Origin of the sequence: Paraglaciecola chathamensis S18K6 (assembly GCA_000314955.1) — a bacterium.
Classification (GTDB): domain Bacteria; phylum Pseudomonadota; class Gammaproteobacteria; order Enterobacterales; family Alteromonadaceae; genus Paraglaciecola; species Paraglaciecola chathamensis.
Window position 1 is genome coordinate 42,034 of sequence record BAEM01000045.1, and the last position, 21,436, is coordinate 63,469.

The window sequence follows — 21,436 nt, forward strand, 5'->3', positions numbered from 1 at the left end:
AGGGTGTGGGTTAAAACCTGATACGCTGCTTCATGTCACGCGTTATCGCCAACTGTGTCACCGGCTTTCCAGCAACAATACCAAGGCATATACTTTGACTTAAAATACGCTAAGATACGTCTTGTTATCAATATGTTGTAGGCGTTCTATATGCTAAACCGTGCCGCAAAACCTTTTATAAAATTAGTAGAACGTTATCTCCCCGACCCTTATATTTTCGTACTCTTGTTAACGCTAATCACCATAGGCGCCGCGGTCATTGTTGAGCAACAACCGCTAATGACCGTCATAGACCAATGGGGCAACGGCTTATGGGGCTTACTGAGCTTTTCTATGCAAATGCTGCTAGTACTCGTCAGCGGGTTTATGTTGGCCAGCACCCCTTTAATGAAAAACATTTTGGCGCGCCTAGCGAAACTAGGTAATACCCCAGGTAAAGCGATCGTCTTAGTCACTTTGATATCACTCACCGCCAGTTGGATAAACTGGGGGTTTGGTTTAGTTATTGGGGCACTGTTCGCCAAAGCGCTTGCCCGCAACACGCAGGTAGATTATCGCTTGTTGGTGGCCAGTGCATATTCAGGCTTTGTGGTCTGGCATGGCGGTTTAGCCGGCTCAATCCCCCTGACAATTGCCACACGTGGGCACTTTAGTGAAAACCAAATCGGCGTGATCGCCACAGGCAACACTATTTTCAGCGGCTTTAACCTCACATTACTCGGTATCCTATTTGTTGTAGTTCCCCTTGTTAATCGCATGATGTTGCCCCCTGCAGACGAGAGCATTATCGTCAGCCCAGATAAGCTGCGCGATGAGCCTATGCCAACTGCGGCCAATACAAGACCAGCAGATAAACTAGAGAACAGTAAGCTATTGGCAGTCATTGGTGGTTTCGTCGGCATTGCCTACCTAGTGAACTACTTCGCCCAAGGCGGCGGCCTTAATCTGAATATAGTTAACAGTCTCTTTTTATTTTTAGCTATAGTGCTACACGGCACCCCCAAACGTTTGCTGCACAGTCTTCAACAAGCCATTCAAGGTGGAAGCGGTATTATTATTCAGTTTCCTTTTTACGCTGGCATTATGGCCGTCATGGTGCAGTCAGGATTGGCCCAAAGCATGTCTCAGTGGTTAATTAGTTTTGCCAGCGCCGAATCGCTACCAGTATGGAGCTTCATCAGTGCCGGTATCGTCAATGTTTTTGTGCCTTCAGGCGGCGGGCAATGGGCAGTACAAGCCCCGGTTATCTTGCCCGCAGCAGCTGAACTTGGCGCAGATGTAAACCGCGTTGCCATGGCAGTGGCGTGGGGCGATGCGTGGACAAATTTAATCCAACCGTTTTGGGCGTTGCCCGTGCTAGCCATTGCTGGGCTAAAGGCCAAAGATATTATGGGCTTTTGCTTGGTACAGCTTATTGTCACCGGGCTCATCATTGGCTTGGTGCTGCGCTTTGTTTAAAGAACAAAACAATAAATACTTGGAATAAGCGTCAGGCAAAGCAATTTCATTTGGTTTTCTCTGTAGGGAAAGCCATAAACTCTGCTCCGCGCACTCCCTCACACAAAAGTGAACACTGTATCTTAAATAGAGATTAAAGCCTTTTGTTGCCTTATCGCTTATCCTGTTGTGATACAAAGCTCACCTTATGGCGCTGGCCAATTGCAGGCATTTTCACCAAATCATTTGGAAGTTCGGTAACGGTATCGTTGATTTCTTTAAAGAAGCGATGGGAGTGTCCAGGTGATTCAAAGGCGATCATTAACCCTTCTTCGTCAGACAAACCGGTAAATGCGTGAGTAGTATCGGCCGGAGACAATATATAATCTCCCGGTTTGAGCAGATAAACTTCATCCCCTACCTGAAACTCCACCTCACCTTTTAACACATAAAAAGCTTCATCCCATGGGTGCTGATGGGGCGGCGCACCACACCCTTTTGGCACGGTATTAAGCATGCTCGAATAACGACCTTGGGTGTCATCGCTGGTGCATAAAAACTGCAGTTGCATGCCAAGCACATTTAGCCACTTTCCTTCTTGGGCTCGCTTGATGATAGGTTGTATTGCCATTGACTCATTCCTTTTCGTTAGCTTAGGGTCTAGCTAAAAAATAGTAATTGACACATAATAAGTCAAGTTGACATAGGTTATGACAATTGGATATTTATGAGCCTACTGCAAGAGAAGAAAGCCGCATTCACCGTTAATTTACTGCTTGATGCAGCCTGGGAGCTATTAAAGCGCTGCGACATTGATGAACTGAGTTTTAAAAAAGTTGCCGAACAAGCCGATATTTCACAGCGCACAATGTTTCGCTACTTTACCACGCGAGAAGCATTCTTAGATGCCCTCACCGCTAGGCTGTATGCTGAGTTAGACATGCCGAATGTTCCTGATGAGGTCGATGCCCTCCCCTCGTACATTGCCACACTCTATGCAAAGCTTGACGCACAGCCCAGAAAAGTCATGGTTCTGCTCAGTGCTGACTTGCTTCCTCGCGTGTTAAACGCCAATACCAAGCAGCGTCTTCAAGCGTTAGAAGATTTGCTCAAAAATCACTTTTCATATGTCTCAGCTGACGACATCAAAAAAACAGCGGCTAATTTGCGCTATGTTATGAGTGCCAGTAGTTGGCGTTATTACCGTATGCACTTTGAATTTGATAGCCAAATGGCCACAGAGTGTGGCCAATTGTTTGTCACGCAATCCCTCGCATACTTAGGTTCAAAAAACCTATCTCAAAATCCTGCTTAATTGACTTGGTATTTACTATTAGTGCGAATGTAGATAACCGCTGGGGTATCTGCTTTGTTTGCAATACTGTGGGTAAAATTCCCTTTTGATTCTACATAGCTGCCTGCACTTAGCGCTTGAGCCTCGCTTTGCTCATTTGAGCTGTACTCAACCGCACCGGCTATGACGACGGCTCGAAACTCATTTGCGTTGGTGGTAATGTCACCGTTAAAGCCTGCAGGTAATTTAACCATTGAGCCATTCATGTCAGCAGTATTTCCCCACAGGTAAGTAGACTGCACACCATCAACATTAATCTGATTTAAATCGCTATCGGCTAACCACACCATATTATCTTTGTGTAGATTTAACGGGCGCTCGCCATTATCGAATTTTTCATTCGATGGCTTGACAAGATAAGGCCCCGAGTCGATTTCAAGGTAAATTAGATTCGTATCAGCGTTCGCCGCTGTTGTGTGATTTTCACCTGCGGGCTGTGTCCAGAACGAGCCAGCTGGCATCCACATTTTTTCAGCACTGGGGTCATCATTGTGCATTTGCCCTTCAATCACAATGCCGCGGTAGGTAATGTTGTGAATATGCGGTGGAGACTCAAACCCTTTATTAAAGCGAACTAGCATTCCCGTTGCGGTATCTGTGGTGCGATTGCCCCAAAGATCCGCTGCCCCCGGGCTTTTATCGCCGCGAAGTGGGTTAAGGTACCCCCATTTAATATCGCTCGCGGCAACGACTTTTGACGCAGGCTCGTCTGCAAAAGCAACTGGTGTTAAAAGCGCTGCGATTAACGCAGTGGTGAAGGCTATTGGGGCTACATTAGGTAATTTTATCATTGGGTTTTCTCCGTTAAGTTAGTATGGGTGCATGTTATGCTGAAAAATTCATTCGATAAACGGGCAAATCTCCAATACACTTTCGCGAAAACGTGGATAATAGCCAAAACACAGCATAGTAGTTCAATGCCGATACACAAGAGACCGAAATGAAAATTGCTGATTTACATGTATTACTAAAAGTCGCCGAACTTCATTCTATTACCGCTGCGGCCAACCAATTAGATATGAGCTCATCAGCGGCCAGCGTGTCGCTTAAACGCGTTGAACAGGAGCTGGGCGCGCAATTGTTTGTACGAACCACGCGGCAATTGCGCCTGACAACTGAAGGCGAACGCTATTTACCCCTTTGTCAGCAGGCGTTAGATTTGTTGCAACAAGGTCAGGTATTAATTAACGAAGAGCAGCAATCAATCACAGGCGAAGTCCGTATGGCCGTTTCATCAGAAATGGGCCGAAATTTAATGCGTGTTTTGCTCAACAATATTATGCGTAAATACAACACGGTTACATTGCGCCTGCACGCAAGTGACAGTCGCGCCGATTTTTATCGTGACGGTGTTGATGTTGCCTTGCGCGCAATCACTAAAGATGCAGCAAAAGATCTCAACTTATATGGCTTCAAGGTGTGTAACATCCCCCATATGCTCTGCGCTGCCCCCACCTATATTGCAAGGCATGGTGAGCCACAAACCCCTGACGACCTGCCCCATCATAATGCGCTCCTATACAAACTTTATGAAGTAGTACACGACGGTTGGGAGCTTTATCAACATGAGCAAAAATACAAAATTAAAATGAACAGTGACCGAGCCGTTAACGATGGGGATATTGTCAGGCGCTGGTGTGTTGACGGCGAAGGTATTGCCAAAAAATCAGCCATAGATGTGGCCCAAGATTTACTAGCAGGTCGGCTTAAGCGGCTCATGCCCGAGTATAAAATCCCGTTAACGGAAATGTGGTTAGTATTGCCTAGCCGGCAGCTAATATCGCCTGCTATTCGTCTTATTCGTGATGAACTCAAACACCACATTAACGATTTAAGGGCACAGTTAATTGCCAATAAACTCTTAGACGAAGACGAATGGCCAGAAGCACAGGAAAGCTAAAGGCAGCTATAAAGTTGAAGTGAGAACTGGAGTGAGAATGAGAATTGGAGTCAGAGTTAAAAATACAAGTCAGCGTTAGTTTTATATTAAGGTAACAGAAATAATGAAAAAGACGGCAGCGATGCCGTCTTTTAGACAAGCTCTGATCGAGAGCGTTATTTAACTGCGTCTTTGAATTTTCGCGGATACAATTCTTGATTTATCTCTCGCGCCGCTTCAACCATTTCTTTATAGGGTACATCTGCGTTAGTAACAAAGCCTACATTGTAATTCTCACCGTCGTACGCACGGCCAGTAACGGGCGAATCTGTGTATTGGAACCAATGCGCCCCCACCATATAGGGGTTGTCTATTACTTTACGCATGTAAGCTTGATACCCTCTTGCGCGATCTTTTTGGTCAGAAGAGTGAATTAACCCCGGGTGGTACAGTCCCGTATCCATCGCACCAAAGTGGTATTCCCCAATAATGCTCGGCATATCTATCTGTGGAAGAATATCCCAAGTTGAGTCATGCATACCTTCTCGATAGTAGTTATAACTCATCACATCCACGTATTTTTTAGCTGCACGAACCCCTTCAGGGTTGATGCTCCAAGCGGCCATTCGCACACCCATGTATAAGTGATTTGGCATAACTTCTCTTAATGCGCTATTGACCACCTCAAAATATTGGCTGGTGTAGGTTTCAAGAATAACCGACATATCTTCAATCATGGCATCGTTGATTTGCTCTACATCAAATTTTTTGGCGAACGAATCCCAAGAAGGAATATTGGTTTCCCATGCACGATTAAGCGTTGCAATATCTCCATATTTATCTTGCAGCAACTTAGTAAACTCAGCTTTAGCTGGGCTTTGGCTCGCATCCATTTTAAAGTTTTGAATAGGGATACGATAATGGCTTTCTATACTCGCTGGATTACCCCAGCTTTTTTCATTATCAATAAACACGCCTATACACCACGGATTGTTTTTGACCTCGTCGGCAATGACTTGCGTCGTGACTTTCGCGCGTCGGGCAAACTCTGGATCGTAAGGGTCCGGCATCGGCGACCAACCATGTCCATCGGCGGTAACAGTTTTGAAATCCCCAATAATCCAACCATTGGCAAAATAGGGAAACTGGTTTTTATGATAAAATTCTGGGTCCACCCAATTTCCAAATGATGTCATTCCCCAGCTGCGCATGCGTTTAATGGTCACATCTTCCCAGTCATCAATGAACGACTCTGGATAACGTTCTCCGTAGCGACGCTCTAAATTAGCCTGATAAAAGCTAAAGGTTTCACCATGTGCTAAAGGGCCTTTATGCGTACTTCTTCTATATGAATAATGATCGGCTAATTCATCGTCATAATCTGGTAGCCAATTGAACATACTGTGTCGTAATTCAGATGAGATATAGCGCGTCTTTTGCGCTTTTGCAGAAACAGGCCGTATTCCCAAAGAGTCTTCCGGGGTAACATCTTCAGGGTCAATATAGCGTACCTGATCGTCTTTGAAGTCGACCCCTGTTAATGTTGTAGTGTTAGCAATACGAATATTGGCAATACCCGATGAGAAGAACAAATATCCTTCAGGGTCAACTAAAGACCAAACGCCGTTAACCTTTTCTGTTCTAAAAAATCCTGTGGCTTCTAATTTTGGGCCGTTCTTCCAGCCGCCGTATTTAGAACGGTCCGCTAATACCGGGTTAGCCGCTAAATCAGCTAGCTCTTCTTCGGCAAGTTGTTTTAAATGGCTGTCAGATTTCACTTTATCTTTGAAATTAGATTTTGCAGGTTGACCAAATGCGTCCACTAACCCCACTAAATACTCGGGGTCGATGGCCGGATTACTTCTTGCTCTTACATTGTCCAAGATGACTTGCTTGTCTTGAATATTCGATGAAATGTAAAAGCTCACTTCTTTTATTTCACTAGTATCTAAGAGCTTATTACCGGTCATATATGGCATTCTAAATTCATCCGACGACCAAGCCGGTGGATCGGCTCGTAAACCACTGTCTAAGGAAATTTGTGGGCCGCTCAAATCAGCATAGTAGGTGGCACTGCTATGAGCTGGGATCGAGATACTTCTGGTTTGCATTTGGTGCGTATCATTCACCCGAAGATATAAATGAACCGACACATCGCTTGTGTTTGTGGCATCAAAAGCGAGGTTCATATCGCCCAATAAAGAGAAATCCCAAGGTTTGGCTGGTTGAAGAGATAACGTTGAATACTCTGAGCCTGAGTCGAATGTTAGCTCAATCGCCTGATTGCCACTGGTGATGCCTGCGGCTTTCGTTATTTGAGCTTGAATATGATCCCGTTGGATCCAGCTAGGCAACGCAGCCTCTTCAAAATCAGCTAACATCACTAGTTCATTATTTTGTTGATTCGAAGCAGACGGTTTAACGCTATTCGAGGAAACGTCATTGTTACATGCACTTAACCCTGCAGTAAGAAGCGACAGTAACAGTCCGTGAGATAGTTTTGACATCGGCGAACACCATTGTTTATTGTTAACAAGATTCAATAATATATTATTTATATGTAAAAAACATTATTTAAATAAGAATTAAATTTTGTTTCCGTCGTATTCTGTCTTCGTATCTTTCGCGTTTTAGTTATCGTTAGCATTGGCAAAATTCGGCGCGCATAGCTGCTCGTAAAACAGCTACACGGAACATAGCCAATGCGCACCTTTACCTACGTTTTGCTAAGATGTTGATAGGCTTGACTGCCTGTCGTCATTTAACCGTTAAGTGCAATGAAGCTGCTTTTACCCCTGAACTACTGGCCGTCACTGTGACTTCGCCAGGGGTTAGCGTTGATTGCAACATCAAAAGCGCACGTCCTTTTGCCGTGGTCACTTGTTCGGCCCGGTAAGGTTGTAAACTGTCTGGTGCGCCGTTATCCACACCTAGTACTGTCACAGGGCCGGTAATATCAAACTGTATAGTTTGCTCATCTAGAACAACTGGTCTGCCTTGGTTGTCTTGCAACTGCAATTCAATATGTGCAACCCCATAGCCATCTGCGGGTAATACTTGGCGATCCGCGTGTAGGTTTATTTGACTGGCATTTGCGGCAGTTTGCAGCTGATCTTGCGTTTGGCAGGTTCCTAGGCCTTTCGCCTGCACCCTGCCCTGTGTATACGGCACTGCCCATTTCATAATTCGATCAGGAAAATCAGCAAGCTGTTTAACCCCTTTTGATTGACCATTTACCAACAGCTCTACTTCAGCACAATTGGTGTACACCTCAATGGCGACAAGCGTATCCTTGTTATAATTCCAGTGGTGATTAACGTCGTGCCAGCCCCATACATATTGTTGCCAGGCATCTTTCTTCTTCTCTACTACATCGCCGTTATCGTCCAATTTATAGGGTGACAATGGCATTGTTTGGGTGGTTAAGTACAGGTGAGGCGTCTCATTCCATAGGCTTTTAAATAAATGATATGCGGGCTTATCAAAGCCTGCTAGGTCCAACAAACCTGTGGCGCTCGACTTCTTAGGCCATTGGTTATGTGCTTCCCCAAGGTAATCAATACCCGTCCATAAAAACGTACCGCCGATAAAATCACGTTCCATTACCGCTTTCCATTCATGCCATTGGGGAACGTTTTCTGTGCCCATAATCATTTTGTCAGGGTAACGCTCATGCCCATAATCGTATATCACACGCCGATAACTGTACCCAATCACATCAAGCGCATCTGCGTAGCCGGAAATATGGCTCACGGAAGGTAAAATTAAATTGGCGGTCACCGGACGTGATGTGTCTAACGCTTTGACCCACTCAGACAATTTTTTAGCCGTTTTGGCCAGTACATGTTCCCCCTCAGAGCTTTGATGGAAGCGGCGGGTTATTTCTTCAGTCGTGATAAACGGCGGGTTAAAAAAGTAATTTCCCCCTGCATTCATATCAAAATAACCCGTAGCCGCTGCATAACGTGGATAGGTCCATTCAATTTCATTGCCAATGCTCCACATGATCACCGATGGGTGATTACGATCACGGGTGACTGCTGCAGTTAAGTCTTGCTTCGCGTCTCGGGCAAAAATATCGGCATAACCTCGGCTAATATCATCTGAATGACGTTCTTGTTGATTCAAGCGTTTGTCTTTGGGATTGTCCCACTCGTCAAATATTTCTACTTGTACCATCAAGCCCAGCTCGTCACACAAATCTAAAAACGCTTGTGAAGAAGGGTTATGTGCTACGCGTATTGCGTTGACCCCGGCCTCCTTTAATTTTAGTAAACGACGACGCCAAACGTCATCCGGTACAGCGCTACCTACCAACCCAGCGTCGTGATGCAAATTCACCCCTTTTATTTTTAATGAGCGGCCATTAAGAAAGAAGCCTTTATCGGCATCGAAACGCAGTTCTCGTATACCAAAATGAGTACGATATTCATCGATAACACGGTCGTTTTGTAAAATCCTACTGACCACAGTGTACTGATACGGGTTATTAATATCCCAACGAATGGGCCGCGCAATGTTCATCTCTTGGTTAGCGGTTAGCGTACTGTTGGCCGCGAGTTGATGCACTTGCTCGTGCTTAGCAACTACCTGCTGCTGAGCATTTTCAATATACGATTGCACGGTGAACTGGGCAGATTGTGCTTGAGCGTTGGCGATTTTGGTGGCCAGCACTACGTGTGCGTTGCTATCTGTGATGCTGGGTGTGAGCACATAGGAGCCCCAAATAGGAATGTGCAGCGCACCTGTGGTAATGAACTCAACGTCTCGGTAAATGCCTGAGCCTGTGTACCAACGACTGTCAATATACCGAGAATGATTGACCCTGACAGCGATCACGTTGTCTTCACCTTCTGGTGCTAATACATCGGTAACATCGTAGTAAAATGGCGTGTAACCGTATTCTTGAGCGCCTAGTTTTTGTCCGTTTAGGTAAACGTCTGAACGGTTATACACGCCATCGAAGTATACGAAGTGTCGCTGCTGCGCTTTAGGCTGATCTGATGAGTTGCTCGGGGTAGTAAAGTGCTTGCGATACCAGCCTACTCCACCAGGTAAGTAGCCTGTAGCGCCGTCACCCTTTTGCTTATCAAAGGCGAGTTCTACGCTCCAATCGTGAGGAAGGTCAAGCGTTCGCCATGCACTGTCGTCAAAATTTGTGTTGCTATATTGCGTGTTATCACTAAGGGAAAATAGCCAATCGCGATTGAAATCACGCGCCACCCGCTGGTGATCTTGGCTGTGCTTGTTCACCGCGATAGAGAGCGCCTTATCATCAACCGGCACACTTTGATTTGATGAGCTCTCGTGAGGCGCGCAGCCCAATATGAAAAAGTGAAACTAGTGTAATTAAAAATATCTTAATACGCCCTATAACAACAAAATCCATTACATTTAACCCTTATCACATTCGTAAATGAATAAGGTACATTATTGAAATATTGTTAACAACATTTTGTTAACAATACCTTATTAGCAATATTAAGTTGCGATAATCCTATTTAGTTTAATAACTAGCAGGCTAACGAAAATCCGTTTGTATGTTGAACAGCTGCGCCCAACGCTAGGCAGAATATTGCATACGTAGAAACTCATCAAAGCTGTGGTGCTCATGCGCTTCTATTTGGTCTTGCTGAATCAACGACTCCACCGCGGCTAAATGAAGTTCAGCTTCCAAGTCGTTGTCGTTATCTTGAGCGAGAAAGTATTGCTGATGGCGCTTAGCCCTTGTCAGCATTGACGCTACGAATTCTTCACCCTCTTGGGTTTCTTGCATGAGCTTGGCTGATGGCGTTAATGCGCTGTTTTCAACTTTACTCATCTGAGCATCTAGAGCGTATTGGTAGCTGTGCGCGGTAACGGCCGGGTTCATGCTGTTTTGATGGGCGCTATCAAGCTGTGCAGCAAAAGATTTCATTTCAGCCAATAGTTGCTTTGCAACAAGCTTCAAGCCTAACGACTGGCCGTTTTTCAGTAGCTGCAGAGCAGGGTTACGCCCCTCTAGTGCTACTCGCTGCTGATTATGTTTGATTTCAGCGCACTCCTCACTGGATAACACTGGGCTATCAGCCATCAAGCAATACAGCAAAAAGGTGTCTAAAAAGCGAATTTGTTCGGCATCGATCCCCACTGGTAGCAATGGGTTGGTATCGAGTATTCGTACTTCAATGTATTCAACCCCTCTATTTTTGAGCGCTTGACTAGGCGTTTCAGTGCCTTTTGTTACTCGTTTTGGGCGAATTTCGCTGTAGTATTCATTCTCAATTTGCAGAATATTGCTATTTAGTTGACGGTAGCGACCGTTCACCTTTATGCCAATCTGTTCGTAGCCTGGGTAGCGGGTTTCAATGGCGCGATTCAGGTCATGAAGGTAACTGGGTAAATCATCATAGCGAATGTGCAAATCACGCTGAGCTTTACTTTGGTACCCCAAATCACTCATTCGCAGCGAGGTGGCATAAGGTAGCCCCAAGCTGTTGTTATAACGTGCTAAGTTGTGAGCGTTTTGTCCGTTTTTCTCAAGAAAGCTTTTATCTAAGCTTGGCGACGCACCAAATAGGTAAATAAGTAACCACCCGTGGCGGCGAAAATTACGAATGAGATCAAAGTAGCGGTTTGATTTAAAGGTGGCCAAATCCCCTGTATCCCCGCAGCTTCTCTGATGCTCAACCCAAAACGCGTCAGGCATAGAAAAATTGTAATGAATGCCCGCAATAGATTGCATAGTCCGTCCGTAACGATTCCCTAGCCCTTGACGATAAGCATGTTTCATTTGCCCGATATTGGAGCTGCCATACTCGGCAATAGGAATACTCTCACCCCCTGATAATCGACACGGCATGCTGGCGGGCCATAGGTATTCATCATCAAGCTGACGCACAGTGAATGCATGTAAACTGCTTAAGTAATCTATGCAGCCTTCCAGGTTCTGAAATACCGGCGTGATAAATTCAAGCAAGGCCTCTGAATAATCCGTGGTAATACAAGGGTGCGTTAGGGGAGAGCCTAACGCTTTAGGATGCTTTGACTGTGCAATGGTTGCGCTGGGCGTGACTCTCAACCCTTCTTTTTCGATTCCACGTTGTATTTGCGTAAGCAAAGAGAGGTTTTCTGGCGCTAGTAGGCACTGCCAACGAGAGTGAGACAAATCAGTCAAAACATTCTTCCATCTGTATGAATTAATCAAAAACGGCAAAAGTAAGTAAGCAGGTAAACTTGTGTAAAGGTAAGCGCAAGCGCTCACCTTCTTTGGTACTGAACCAACAAGGATAACTGCGAGAGAATTGGCTTTGGGCTTACGCCTTGTTCAAATGCTCAGCGTGAAAGCGTAAATGCCCTTCGATAAAACTACTGATAAAGTAGTAACTGTGATCGTAGCCTTCATGCAAATTCAGCGCTAAGGGATAACCGCTAGTATTTGCAGCACTTTGCAACGCTTCGGGCTTCAACTGCTCAGTTAGGAAATCATCAGACGCCCCTTGGTCAACCAAAGCAGGTACAAACTGAGTGGCTGCGCGCATGAGCTCACTAGCATCGTATTCACGCCATGTCGCTCTGTCTTTACCCAAATAAGCGCTAAACGCTTTTTCACCCCAAGGGCAGTTCAGTGGATTGCTGATCGGGCTAAATGCCGACACAGATGTGTAACGAGCTGGGTTACGCAGTGCAATAGTAAGCGCTCCATGGCCCCCCATTGAATGACCGGAAATGGCACGTTTATCCGATACAGGAAATGTCGCTTCAATTAGCTGTGGCAACTCATTTACCACATAATCATACATTTGGTAATGGCGATCCCAAGGGGCCTGAGTCGCATTCACGTAAAAACCTGCACCTTTGCCTAAGTCGTAGCCTTCGTCGTCTGCTACGTCGTCTCCGCGAGGGCTGGTATCAGGGGCGACAATCGCGATGCCTAGTTCAGCCGCAATGCGCTGTGCACCGGCTTTTTGCATGAAGTTTTCATCGGTGCAGGTCAAGCCTGACAACCAGTACAAAACGGGTACTTTACTACCGCTTGAGATTTGCGGCGGTAAATAAATCGCGAAGCGCATAGTGCAATTAAGCGTTTTTGATTGGTGACTATATTGTTTATGCCAACCAGCAAAACTTTTGTTTACAGAGAGATTTTCAATTGTCATATGCTCACCTAAAACTCATCTAGAAGCCGTTATGGCTTTATTGTTCTATCGTTAAAACAGCGAAAAGAATGACTGCTTGCCCAAGGGCAAACAGTCATAGAGAAGATGTACGTTTAGAAGTGAATAACGCTGCGAATACTTTCACCTTTGTGCATCAACTCGAATGATTCGTTGATGTCTTCAAGGCCCATAGTATGCGTAATGAAATCACTTAGTTTGAATTCACCTTGTAGGTAACGCTCTACGTAATCTGGCAATTCAGAGCGACCTTTCACCCCACCAAATGCCGAACCACGCCATACGCGGCCTGTGACTAATTGGAACGGACGTGTTGCTATTTCTTGACCCGCACCGGCCACACCGATGATCACAGACTCGCCCCAACCTTTGTGGCAACATTCAAGCGCTGAACGCATTAGGTTAACGTTACCGATACACTCAAATGAGTAATCAACGCCGCCATCGGTAAGCTCAACAATGACATCTTGAATAGGCTTGTCGTAGTCTTTGGGGTTGATAAAGTCAGTTGCACCCAATCTTTTCGCTAATTCGAATTTACTTTCGTTAATGTCGATTGCAATAATGCGACTGGCTTTCGCCATGGTTGCCCCAATCACGGCAGATAAACCAATGCCACCTAAACCGAAGATGGCCACAGTGGCGCCTTCTTCTACTTTGGCGGTATTCATCACTGCGCCCATGCCTGTGGTCACACCACAGCCAAGTAAGCACACCTCTTCTAACGGTGCTTCTTTGTTTACTTTTGCTAATGAAATTTCAGGTAAAACCGTATATTCAGAAAACGTTGAGCAACCCATGTAGTGAAAAATAGGCTGACCGTCTTTGTAGAAACGTGTGGTGCCGTCTGGCATCAAGCCTTTACCTTGGGTTTCACGGATTTTCTGGCACAGGTTCGTTTTACCAGACAAACAGAACTTACATTCGCCGCACTCAGGGGTATAAAGCGGAATAACGTGATCGCCAACCGATACACTGGTTACACCTTCGCCCACTTGCTCAACAATACCACCACCTTCGTGACCTAAAATAACAGGGAAAATGCCTTCAGGATCTTCACCAGACAAGGTAAATGCATCTGTGTGACACACACCAGAGGCAATCACTTTAATTAATACTTCGCCTTTACGCGGTAGCATCACGTCTACTTCTTCGATAGACAATGGCTGCTTAGGTCCCCAAGCAATGGCGGCTTTAGATTTAATAAATTGATCTGTCATTATGATCCTCACTTTTAGTTAATTAACTCGTTACGTTATTTGTGTTTAATTACATATATTTAAATTGCAAAACCTTGGCTATTTCAGCGACGTTCGTATCCTTTTACACAGCGGATTTAAACCGCAAACAAGGCCGAATAGCTTCGAAAAATACCTGACCGCAATGACGCTTAATGGCTATGGCCTTGCGACAAATTGATCATCGCCACTCCAATGGCGACAAAGGCCATACCAAACCAAGTCGTTAAGTCTAGGTGTTGGCGGTAAATAACCGTCGACAATAACGTTACGGTCACTATCGCTAAGCCCGCCCACAGTGCATGCACTATGCCGATAGGCATGCCTTTCATTGCTTGTCCTAAAAAGACAAAAGCTGCCAAATGCCCCATTAACACCAAGGCGCTAGGGATAACTTTGGTAAAGCCATTTGTCTCTTTTAACGCCACGTGAGACATAGCTTCTGCAACCACACCTAGTATTAAAAATAACCAACTCATGTTTGTTTCCCATATTGTGCTTGAACGCGCTGCGTTATCGATGCAGAGCATTATATTTATTTCCTGTGAAATGATAATATACTGTTTATGCAAATTACTTTTACTCACAGGTAACAATAATGCAATGGGAAGGGATCAACGAATTCGTTTACGTGGCTGAAACTGAAAGTTTCACTCAAGCATCAAAAAACTTGGCGATTTCTACCGCCCAAGTCAGTCGCCAAATTAGCGCACTTGAAACACGGCTTAATGTGAAACTGTTTTATCGCACCACGCGCAAAGTGTCCTTGACCGAAGAAGGCCGCCTTTTTTATCAACATTGTCGTAGCGTGCTTGACGGCCTTGAAGCTGCAGAACGGGCTATCACCAATTTACAATCTAAGCCCCAAGGTACGATCCGCCTCACCGCCCCCGTGACCTATGGTGAGCAACAAATTCTGCCCTTAGTGAATGATTTTATGCAGCTTTATCCTGACGTAGAGGTGTCGGCATATTTAAGTAACCAGAAAATAGACTTAGTAGAGCAAGGGTACGATCTGGCCATTCGCTTAGGTAAATTAAGCGACTCATCTATGATGGCGAAAAAGCTCGCAACCCGCACCAACTCAGTTTGTGCCTCTCCTGAGTATTTGGCCAAATACGGCTTTCCTCACTCTTTATCTGAGCTAAATAAACACAGTTGTTTGCTGGGCACATTGGATTACTGGCACTTTCGAGACGAGAACAAAGAGCGAAATATCCGCGTGAAAGGCAGGCTAAGGTACAACAGTGGGTTTAGCTTGGTTGATGCCGCGCTCAAAGGGTTAGGCATAGTGCAACTGCCAGATTATTACGTACAAGAACACATCGAAAGTGGCGCATTAGTGAGCCTGCTTGATAACTACCGTGAATCTGAAGAAGGTATTTGGGCGATATATCCGCGCAACCGGCATTTATCGCCCAAAATTCGTTCGCTAGTTGATTACTTAGCTGAGCATTTGGTTTAGGCGCTGTATTTTGCACGCGGCGCGCTTTGGTGCTAGCGTCAATATAAGAGCAAACGATAAGGAGAACACCATGGAGCTCGGCGCATTTTCACTTAGTTTAGCGGTCAAAGATATTCAGGCATCAAAAGACTTCTACCAGAAGTTTGGCTTTACAGTGGTAGGGGGCGATCAGCAACAAGGTTGGCTGATCATGAGAAATAGCAGCCAGACCATTGGTTTGTTTCAAGGTATGTTTGAAAAAAACATGCTGACATTCAATCCAGGTTGGGACAACCAGGGTAATCCCACACAAACCTTCACTGATGTGCGAAGCATTCAGCACGCATTAAAAGAACAAGGCGTTGATTTTATAAGTGAAGTTGATGAAAACACTAGCGGCCCAGGCAGTTTCATGCTGATGGATCCTGACGGTAACCCGATTTTGGTCGATCAGCACAGATAAAAGAACATGCAGATTATGCTGATAATTCCTTGAAAAATATAGAAACACAACCCATTGGACTTTACAGATCACATTGAAAATACTTGCACGACTAGGATGAATTCGTAGCCGTGCAAAATTGGATACATCCTTGGGTCTGTTAACGACGAATCTTTTCAAAAATCAACAATAGTGAGCAACAATGAAAAGCAAACTGATAAAAATTGCCATATGGTCAGCGGTGGTCATTCTACTTCTGAGTTTATTATGGCTACCCACACTTTGGCTGTTTTTCATTCTTATCCCTATCGTTGCACTGGGTTATTACGACTACCATCAAACTCGGCACAGTATCTTACGTAACTTCCCAGTGATCGGGCATGGCCGCTGGATTATGGAGCGTATTCGCCCATTTGTACGTCAGTATTTCTTCGAATCCGAAACCGATGGTACTCCCATTCCACGCATGTTCCGCTCACTGATATATCAGCGTGCCAAAGCCAGTTTAGACTCAAACCCTTATGGTACGAAATTCGATACCCAAAGAGTAGGTTATGAATGGATTGGTCATTCGATGGCAGCCAAACATCATGACAGTAAACACCCCGCCCCTCGCATTACCGTGGGCGGGCCAGATTGCACTCAGCCCTACGAAGCCAGTTTTTTTAATATTTCAGCGATGAGCTTTGGCGCCCTAAGTGATAACGCTATTCGCGCGCTGAATAAAGGCGCTGCTATCGGTGGTTTTTATCATAATACCGGTGAAGGTGGCGTAAGTGATTACCACTTAGAAAACGGTGGTGATATTGTTTGGCAAATTGGCACTGGCTATTTTGGTTGTCGTGATAAAGACGGTAATTTTGCCCCAGAGGCATTTCAAAAAGTTGCCCAAAAAGACGTGGTCAAGATGATCGAAATCAAGCTCAGTCAAGGGGCGAAACCAGGCCATGGCGGTTTATTACCTGCTGATAAAAATACTAACGAGATTGCCAGAATTCGGCTTGTTGAACCCGGCACACAAGTCGATTCGCCGCCGTCGCATAGCGCTTTTGATACTCCTATTGAAATGATGCACTTTGTTAAGCAACTACGGGAGCTATCTGGCGGCAAACCAGTAGGCTTTAAACTGTGCATTGGTCGTGCAAGCGAGTTTGTTGCTGTGTGTAAAGCCATGGTTGAAACCGGTATCAAGCCTGATTTTATCACCGTTGATGGCGGTGAGGGTGGCACAGGCGCCGCTCCACTCGAGTTTTCAAACTCTGTGGGTATGCCTCTTCGTGAAGCGCTTTCCTTTGTGTGCGATATACTGGTTGGTTTTGATCTTAAAAAAGACATTCGAGTAATCGCCAGCGGTAAAACCTTCAGTGGCTTCCATTTAGTGAAGAACCTCGCGCTAGGCGCAGATATGTGTAATAGCGCCAGAGGCATGATGATAGCGTTAGGGTGCGTGCAAACATTAGAATGTAACACCAACAAGTGCCCTACTGGAGTGGCTACTCAAGATCCAAAATTAGCCAGAGGTTTAGTGGTGCCAGATAAAGCCGAACGGGTGGCACGCTACCACAAGGCAACGGTGAATTCAGCACTAGAAATTATTGCCTCCGCGGGCCTGCGTAGCACAGAAGATCTTAACCGCTCGCATATTTTCCGCCGTGTCAGTCAAACCGAAGTTCGCCGTTTTGACGAGATATACCAAAGCCCCACACCCGGCAGCTTTTTTGATGATGAAAAACCCACTAAGTTCGCCCAAGCGCTTGAAGAGTCATGCCCAGACAGTTTTTATCCAAAACACTATATGGCTGAAACGAATGAGGGCTTAAAAGAAGTGAGCTAATCTTCAATGGCTCTAACACGAAGCTATTATTAAGCCATCAAAGGCGCTTAGGTTTACCTACAGCGCCTTTTTTGTGGGCATAACGACATTGGCGAAAATAAGCCCTGCAATCAGCGACATGAAAATCAAAAAGGTTTCTTGCCCTATATGTTCGGCCTGCACAAAATCCTGACCAGATACAAAAGAATTCAAGCCGATATATGTTTTTGAGCCGGGCACGAGAACAATTAAGCCTTGCATACTCACCAGTGATGCAGGTGCATGAGCAATTCGGGTGAATAAATTAGCGTAAATACCAAGGGCAAAAGCGCCAACGAAGGTACTCAAGCCTTGATCAATATAACTTGCACTCCATACTGTCGCGCCATAAGCAATAAAGCCTGACAGTAACGCCCAAGGGATGTGCTTAAATCGTGTTCTGAATATAACCACCAACGCCAAGCACAACATTAAAATAGCAAACCAGCGCGACCATTCTGGTAAAGAGGTTGCCACCTGAGACTCGTTTGGGCCGAATAAACCAAAGCCGATACTGATCCCCAAAAACGCGCCGAAGTACAATTTAAACAACTGCATCACGGCGTCCATGACTCGCGCGGTGCCGGAAACCAAATTGCGCGTCGATAATTCGGCTAAGCCCATAGTTAAGGCTAACCCAGGTACAAGAATGATTACCGATGAAAGCACCACCAGCGGAATATTGATCCCATGATCAAAGTAAAAACTAATCGCACAGGCAATAAGGCCTGCCACTAATGAAGCCGCAGGCTCTAACATGAGCGTGACCCGGCGAGATATTTGTGACCATAGCACTAAAAAGTACACCACGAGGCCAATCAAGGAGGTCCACAATATTTCTTGCCAACTCGCCCCCATCAACATGGCAAATGCCCCGGTGGCACCGCAAAACCCTAACCCTGTTAAGACCTTGCCATAAGGGCTTGGCATTTGGTTAATCACATCAAGTTGATGGTCCGCTTCTTCTAGCCCAACCTCACCTGCGAGCAATCGCGTCGCCAATTCATCAGTTCGCGATAGCGCATTCATGTCGTAGTCGCCCGGTTGCACGCGCACTGAATGGTTGTATTCGTCTTCTCGTCTGTCGCTCCAGATCACGAAGGTCAAAGCAGTAGGCGTCGCGATAAACGAAGCACGTACGCCAAGGTAGGTAGCTAATTCCGTTAAATAGGCTTCTAAGCGAAATGCAGGTGTACCGTACTTGTGCAACATAATGCCCAGTTTCACGATAAATTTTCGAATTTGAATAAACTCTGCAGTGTTCACTTAGCGCCCTCCTTTTGATATTTGATAAAATAATGTAAACGACATTGAGCCAAAGACCTTGAATTCTCGGCTCAGACTAAATTTTCGCGGATTCTAGTGACAATACCGCTGTTTAACAACGCACATTTTTTACTCAGTCGCATTAGCTAAACTAATCCAACTGTGTGAACTGCTGTATAGAGTGTATCGATTGTTTGCCACCTATTGCTGCACTTCAACAGAATAATGAAACTAGCTGGTTGAATTTAGCCAAATAAGCATCAGCTCTATTGTTAATGAGCAGTTTATGACGCAGTCATCAATTTCACATCACGAGGAGAAAGTAACATGGCGAAAGAAAAAGTCGTACTCATTACCGGTGCTTCCAGCGGTATTGGGGCAATGACCGCGAAGATCCTAGTGCAAAATGGCCACAAAGTGATATTAACAGCCAGAAGAAAGGAAAAATTAGACGAATTGGTAGATTACTTGGGAGAAGATCACGCCGTAGCAGCCCAAGCAGATGCCACCCAAATTGATGAACTGACGCAAGTTGTGCAAGTAGGGCTTAAAAAGTTCGGCCGCTTAGACGTCGCATTTGCCAATGCAGGTATGGGAGTTTCCAGTGCTGGTGTCGAAAAAGGTGAGCCTGAACAGTGGGATAAAATGATCCAGATAAACATAAATGCCCTTCTTTACACCGCTAAAGTGACTTTACCCTATCTGCGCGAATCTGTTGGTCAGTTTATTATCACCAGTTCAGCTGCTGGGCGTCGACCTATCAAAGGCTCAGTTTACGGTGCAACCAAATGGTTCGCTTATGGCTTTGGTCAAAACCTAGTAGAAGAAATGGAAGAATGGGGCGGGCGCTGCACGACGATCGCTCCTGGTATGGTCAACACCCCTTTCTTTGATGAAGCTAAGCCAGATAAGCTCTCTCCTGTGGACGTAGCTGATGCAGTACTGTTTGCTGTTGAAGCAGATCAACGAAATAGCGTACGGGAAATATTTTTAATGCCTACGAATTAATGTAGGCTTAAAACAGGTTAATAAACAACCATCTGTGAGGGGGCATTCACCCATTTAATGCGTCAATGTGATTATGTATTTTTCAGTTAGGAGGAAGCATGAAACACTCGGTTAAAATAATGGTAACTATGGGATTAACAACTATGGGATTAGCCTCGTTAGGCAGTGCTAATCGCGCATTTGCACAACCGCTTCCTGAGGGAGCAGGTAAACAGCTGGTTGAAGCCCATTGTAGCTCCTGTCACGCCACCAACCGTATTTCATCTAGTCTCGGTTATAGTCAATCGGATTGGCAGGCTTTAATTGCCACCATGCTCGATTTAAGCGACAACCCAAATCAGGCGAAGATCACAGGGTATTTAGCCGAGCACTTCCCTCCTTCAACGCAACGCAATCCCAAACTGCCCCAAGGAGAGATCACAGTTGACTTTAAAGAGTGGGCAGTGCCAACACTAGGGCAACGCTCCCGTGACCCAATAGAAGCCCCCGACGGGTCTATTTGGTGGGCTGGCCAGTGGGGTAATATTATCGGCAGAATTGATCCCCAAACAGGTGATATGCGCGAATATACCTTGCCAGCAGGGGCGAAGCCTCATTCAGTGACTCACGATAGCCAAGGCAATATTTGGTATACAGGCAATAAGAACGGCACAGTTGGTATGCTCAATCCTGAGACAGGTAAGATCACTGAGCACAAGATGCCAGACCCTAACGCGAAAGATCCACATACCGCTATATTTGATAGCGAAGGCTTACTCTGGTTCACCTTGCAGCACAGCAATATGATTGGGCGGCTAGACCCGAAGACAGAGAAAATAAAATTAGTCACAATGCCGACAAAAAACGCTCGACCGTATGGCATTAAAATCGATAAAAATGGCACACCTTGGGTGGCGTGTAATGGCAGTAATTGTTTGGTCAAAGTTGATCCAAACTCTATGACGCTACGTGAGTACCCACTTCCTGATAACAACACCACCGTTAGACGCCTAGATATTGCTGACGACGGCATGATTTGGTATGTCAACTCGGGTCGAGGTCGCTTAGGGCGTTTTAATCCGCACACCGGCGAAGTGAAAGAATGGCCCTCACCCAGCGGGGCGAGCTCTCATCCTTACGCAATTGCAGTCCTAGGCGATGCTGTTTGGTATAACGAGTCGGGCATGCGCCCTGACGCTCTAGTGCGCTTTGACCGTAAAACAGAAGCTTTCCAGAGTTGGCCTATACCAACAGGTACAGGCGACGAACGTATCTATTCAGGCATAGTGCGCCATATGCGCCCTACCCGAGACGGAAACTTGCTGATACATCAAAGTGCCACCAACCGAATCATTTTAGTCACTCCACAAAGTCACTAAGA

At 45.5% G+C, this 21,436-nt stretch carries 17 protein-coding genes; 8 read left to right on the forward strand and 9 right to left on the reverse strand.

Going from position 1 to position 21,436, the window contains the following annotated elements:
• Positions 1-150 precede the first annotated feature (150 nt).
• Positions 151-1,458 carry a short-chain fatty acid transporter gene (locus GCHA_RS17385; protein WP_007990608.1) on the forward strand — a complete coding sequence of 436 codons (1,308 nt, stop codon included), beginning with the start codon at positions 151-153 and terminating at the stop codon, positions 1,456-1,458.
• 151 nt (positions 1,459-1,609) lie between these two features.
• Here GCHA_RS17385 and GCHA_RS17390 read toward each other — a convergent pair whose 3' ends face one another.
• A complete protein-coding gene (locus GCHA_RS17390; protein ID WP_007990610.1) occupies positions 1,610-2,068 on the reverse strand; it encodes a cupin domain-containing protein in 459 nt (152 codons plus the stop codon).
• 96 nt (positions 2,069-2,164) lie between these two features.
• On the opposite strand from GCHA_RS17390, the gene GCHA_RS17395 reads away from it, so the two are divergent.
• On the forward strand, positions 2,165-2,752 hold the full coding sequence (locus GCHA_RS17395) for a TetR/AcrR family transcriptional regulator (protein WP_007990612.1): 588 nt from the start codon (positions 2,165-2,167) through the stop codon (positions 2,750-2,752).
• On the opposite strand, the gene GCHA_RS17400 is transcribed toward GCHA_RS17395, so the two are convergent.
• Positions 2,749-3,582, reverse strand: coding sequence for a DUF4437 domain-containing protein (locus tag GCHA_RS17400; protein WP_007990614.1), 834 nt, complete (start codon positions 3,580-3,582; stop codon positions 2,749-2,751). The genes GCHA_RS17395 and GCHA_RS17400 overlap by 4 nt on opposite strands.
• Positions 3,583-3,731: 149 nt before the next feature.
• Between GCHA_RS17400 and GCHA_RS17405 the strand changes: the two genes are divergently transcribed.
• A complete protein-coding gene (locus tag GCHA_RS17405) occupies positions 3,732-4,691 on the forward strand; it encodes a LysR family transcriptional regulator (RefSeq protein WP_007990616.1) in 960 nt (319 codons plus the stop codon).
• Positions 4,692-4,846: 155 nt separating this feature from the next.
• On the opposite strand, the gene GCHA_RS17410 is transcribed toward GCHA_RS17405, so the two are convergent.
• From GCHA_RS17410 to GCHA_RS17435, 6 genes are all read right to left on the reverse strand, one after another.
• The gene (locus GCHA_RS17410; RefSeq protein WP_039992732.1) at positions 4,847-7,177 is read right to left on the reverse strand and encodes a beta-galactosidase; all 2,331 of its coding nucleotides are present in this window, start codon (positions 7,175-7,177) and stop codon (positions 4,847-4,849) included.
• 250 nt (positions 7,178-7,427) lie between these two features.
• Positions 7,428-9,923, reverse strand: a complete 2,496-nt coding sequence (locus GCHA_RS17415; protein ID WP_318249013.1) for a glycoside hydrolase family 2 TIM barrel-domain containing protein — start codon at positions 9,921-9,923, stop codon at positions 7,428-7,430.
• A 310-nt stretch (positions 9,924-10,233) separates the two neighbouring features.
• Complete coding sequence (gene gshA / locus GCHA_RS17420) at positions 10,234-11,826, reverse strand: glutamate--cysteine ligase (RefSeq protein WP_007990621.1); 1,593 nt, start codon at positions 11,824-11,826, stop codon at positions 10,234-10,236.
• Between the two features lie 139 nt (positions 11,827-11,965).
• Positions 11,966-12,808, reverse strand: coding sequence for an S-formylglutathione hydrolase (gene fghA, locus GCHA_RS17425; RefSeq protein ID WP_007990623.1), 843 nt, complete (start codon positions 12,806-12,808; stop codon positions 11,966-11,968).
• Between the two features lie 113 nt (positions 12,809-12,921).
• Positions 12,922-14,046 carry an S-(hydroxymethyl)glutathione dehydrogenase/class III alcohol dehydrogenase gene (locus GCHA_RS17430; RefSeq protein WP_007990625.1) on the reverse strand — a complete coding sequence of 375 codons (1,125 nt, stop codon included), beginning with the start codon at positions 14,044-14,046 and terminating at the stop codon, positions 12,922-12,924.
• A gap of 170 nt (positions 14,047-14,216) precedes the next feature.
• Complete coding sequence (locus GCHA_RS17435) at positions 14,217-14,543, reverse strand: DMT family transporter (protein ID WP_007990628.1); 327 nt, start codon at positions 14,541-14,543, stop codon at positions 14,217-14,219.
• 119 nt (positions 14,544-14,662) lie between these two features.
• On the opposite strand from GCHA_RS17435, the gene GCHA_RS17440 reads away from it, so the two are divergent.
• From GCHA_RS17440 to GCHA_RS17450, 3 genes are all read left to right on the forward strand, one after another.
• Positions 14,663-15,529: a LysR substrate-binding domain-containing protein gene (locus tag GCHA_RS17440; protein ID WP_007990629.1), complete on the forward strand. Its 867-nt coding sequence runs from the start codon at positions 14,663-14,665 to the stop codon at positions 15,527-15,529.
• A gap of 70 nt (positions 15,530-15,599) precedes the next feature.
• Positions 15,600-15,971 carry a VOC family protein gene (locus tag GCHA_RS17445; RefSeq protein WP_039992735.1) on the forward strand — a complete coding sequence of 124 codons (372 nt, stop codon included), beginning with the start codon at positions 15,600-15,602 and terminating at the stop codon, positions 15,969-15,971.
• A gap of 181 nt (positions 15,972-16,152) precedes the next feature.
• Complete coding sequence (locus GCHA_RS17450) at positions 16,153-17,784, forward strand: FMN-binding glutamate synthase family protein (protein WP_007990632.1); 1,632 nt, start codon at positions 16,153-16,155, stop codon at positions 17,782-17,784.
• Positions 17,785-17,841: 57 nt separating this feature from the next.
• Here the strand turns inward: GCHA_RS17450 and GCHA_RS17455 are convergent, their stop codons facing one another.
• On the reverse strand, positions 17,842-19,068 hold the full coding sequence (locus GCHA_RS17455; RefSeq protein WP_007990634.1) for a threonine/serine exporter family protein: 1,227 nt from the start codon (positions 19,066-19,068) through the stop codon (positions 17,842-17,844).
• A gap of 327 nt (positions 19,069-19,395) precedes the next feature.
• Here GCHA_RS17455 and GCHA_RS17460 point away from each other — a divergent pair, with 327 nt between their 5' ends.
• Both GCHA_RS17460 and GCHA_RS17465 read left to right on the forward strand, forming a co-directional pair.
• Complete coding sequence (locus tag GCHA_RS17460; protein WP_007990636.1) at positions 19,396-20,076, forward strand: SDR family oxidoreductase; 681 nt, start codon at positions 19,396-19,398, stop codon at positions 20,074-20,076.
• Positions 20,077-20,174: 98 nt separating this feature from the next.
• On the forward strand, positions 20,175-21,434 hold the full coding sequence (locus GCHA_RS17465; protein ID WP_318249014.1) for a Vgb family protein: 1,260 nt from the start codon (positions 20,175-20,177) through the stop codon (positions 21,432-21,434).
• The last annotated feature ends 2 nt before the right edge of the window (positions 21,435-21,436 follow it).

Coding starts and splice junctions, on each gene's coding strand:
- GCHA_RS17385 (WP_007990608.1), top strand. CDS start 151: ATGCTAAACCGTGCCGCAAAACCTTTTATAAAATTAGTAGAACGTTAT.
- GCHA_RS17390 (WP_007990610.1), bottom strand. CDS start 2,068: ATGGCAATACAACCTATCATCAAGCGAGCCCAAGAAGGAAAGTGGCTA.
- GCHA_RS17395 (WP_007990612.1), top strand. CDS start 2,165: ATGAGCCTACTGCAAGAGAAGAAAGCCGCATTCACCGTTAATTTACTG.
- GCHA_RS17400 (WP_007990614.1), bottom strand. CDS start 3,582: ATGATAAAATTACCTAATGTAGCCCCAATAGCCTTCACCACTGCGTTA.
- GCHA_RS17405 (WP_007990616.1), top strand. CDS start 3,732: ATGAAAATTGCTGATTTACATGTATTACTAAAAGTCGCCGAACTTCAT.
- GCHA_RS17410 (WP_039992732.1), bottom strand. CDS start 7,177: ATGTCAAAACTATCTCACGGACTGTTACTGTCGCTTCTTACTGCAGGG.
- fghA (WP_007990623.1), bottom strand. CDS start 12,808: ATGACAATTGAAAATCTCTCTGTAAACAAAAGTTTTGCTGGTTGGCAT.
- GCHA_RS17430 (WP_007990625.1), bottom strand. CDS start 14,046: ATGACAGATCAATTTATTAAATCTAAAGCCGCCATTGCTTGGGGACCT.
- GCHA_RS17435 (WP_007990628.1), bottom strand. CDS start 14,543: ATGAGTTGGTTATTTTTAATACTAGGTGTGGTTGCAGAAGCTATGTCT.
- GCHA_RS17440 (WP_007990629.1), top strand. CDS start 14,663: ATGCAATGGGAAGGGATCAACGAATTCGTTTACGTGGCTGAAACTGAA.
- GCHA_RS17445 (WP_039992735.1), top strand. CDS start 15,600: ATGGAGCTCGGCGCATTTTCACTTAGTTTAGCGGTCAAAGATATTCAG.
- GCHA_RS17450 (WP_007990632.1), top strand. CDS start 16,153: ATGAAAAGCAAACTGATAAAAATTGCCATATGGTCAGCGGTGGTCATT.
- GCHA_RS17460 (WP_007990636.1), top strand. CDS start 19,396: ATGGCGAAAGAAAAAGTCGTACTCATTACCGGTGCTTCCAGCGGTATT.
- GCHA_RS17465 (WP_318249014.1), top strand. CDS start 20,175: ATGAAACACTCGGTTAAAATAATGGTAACTATGGGATTAACAACTATG.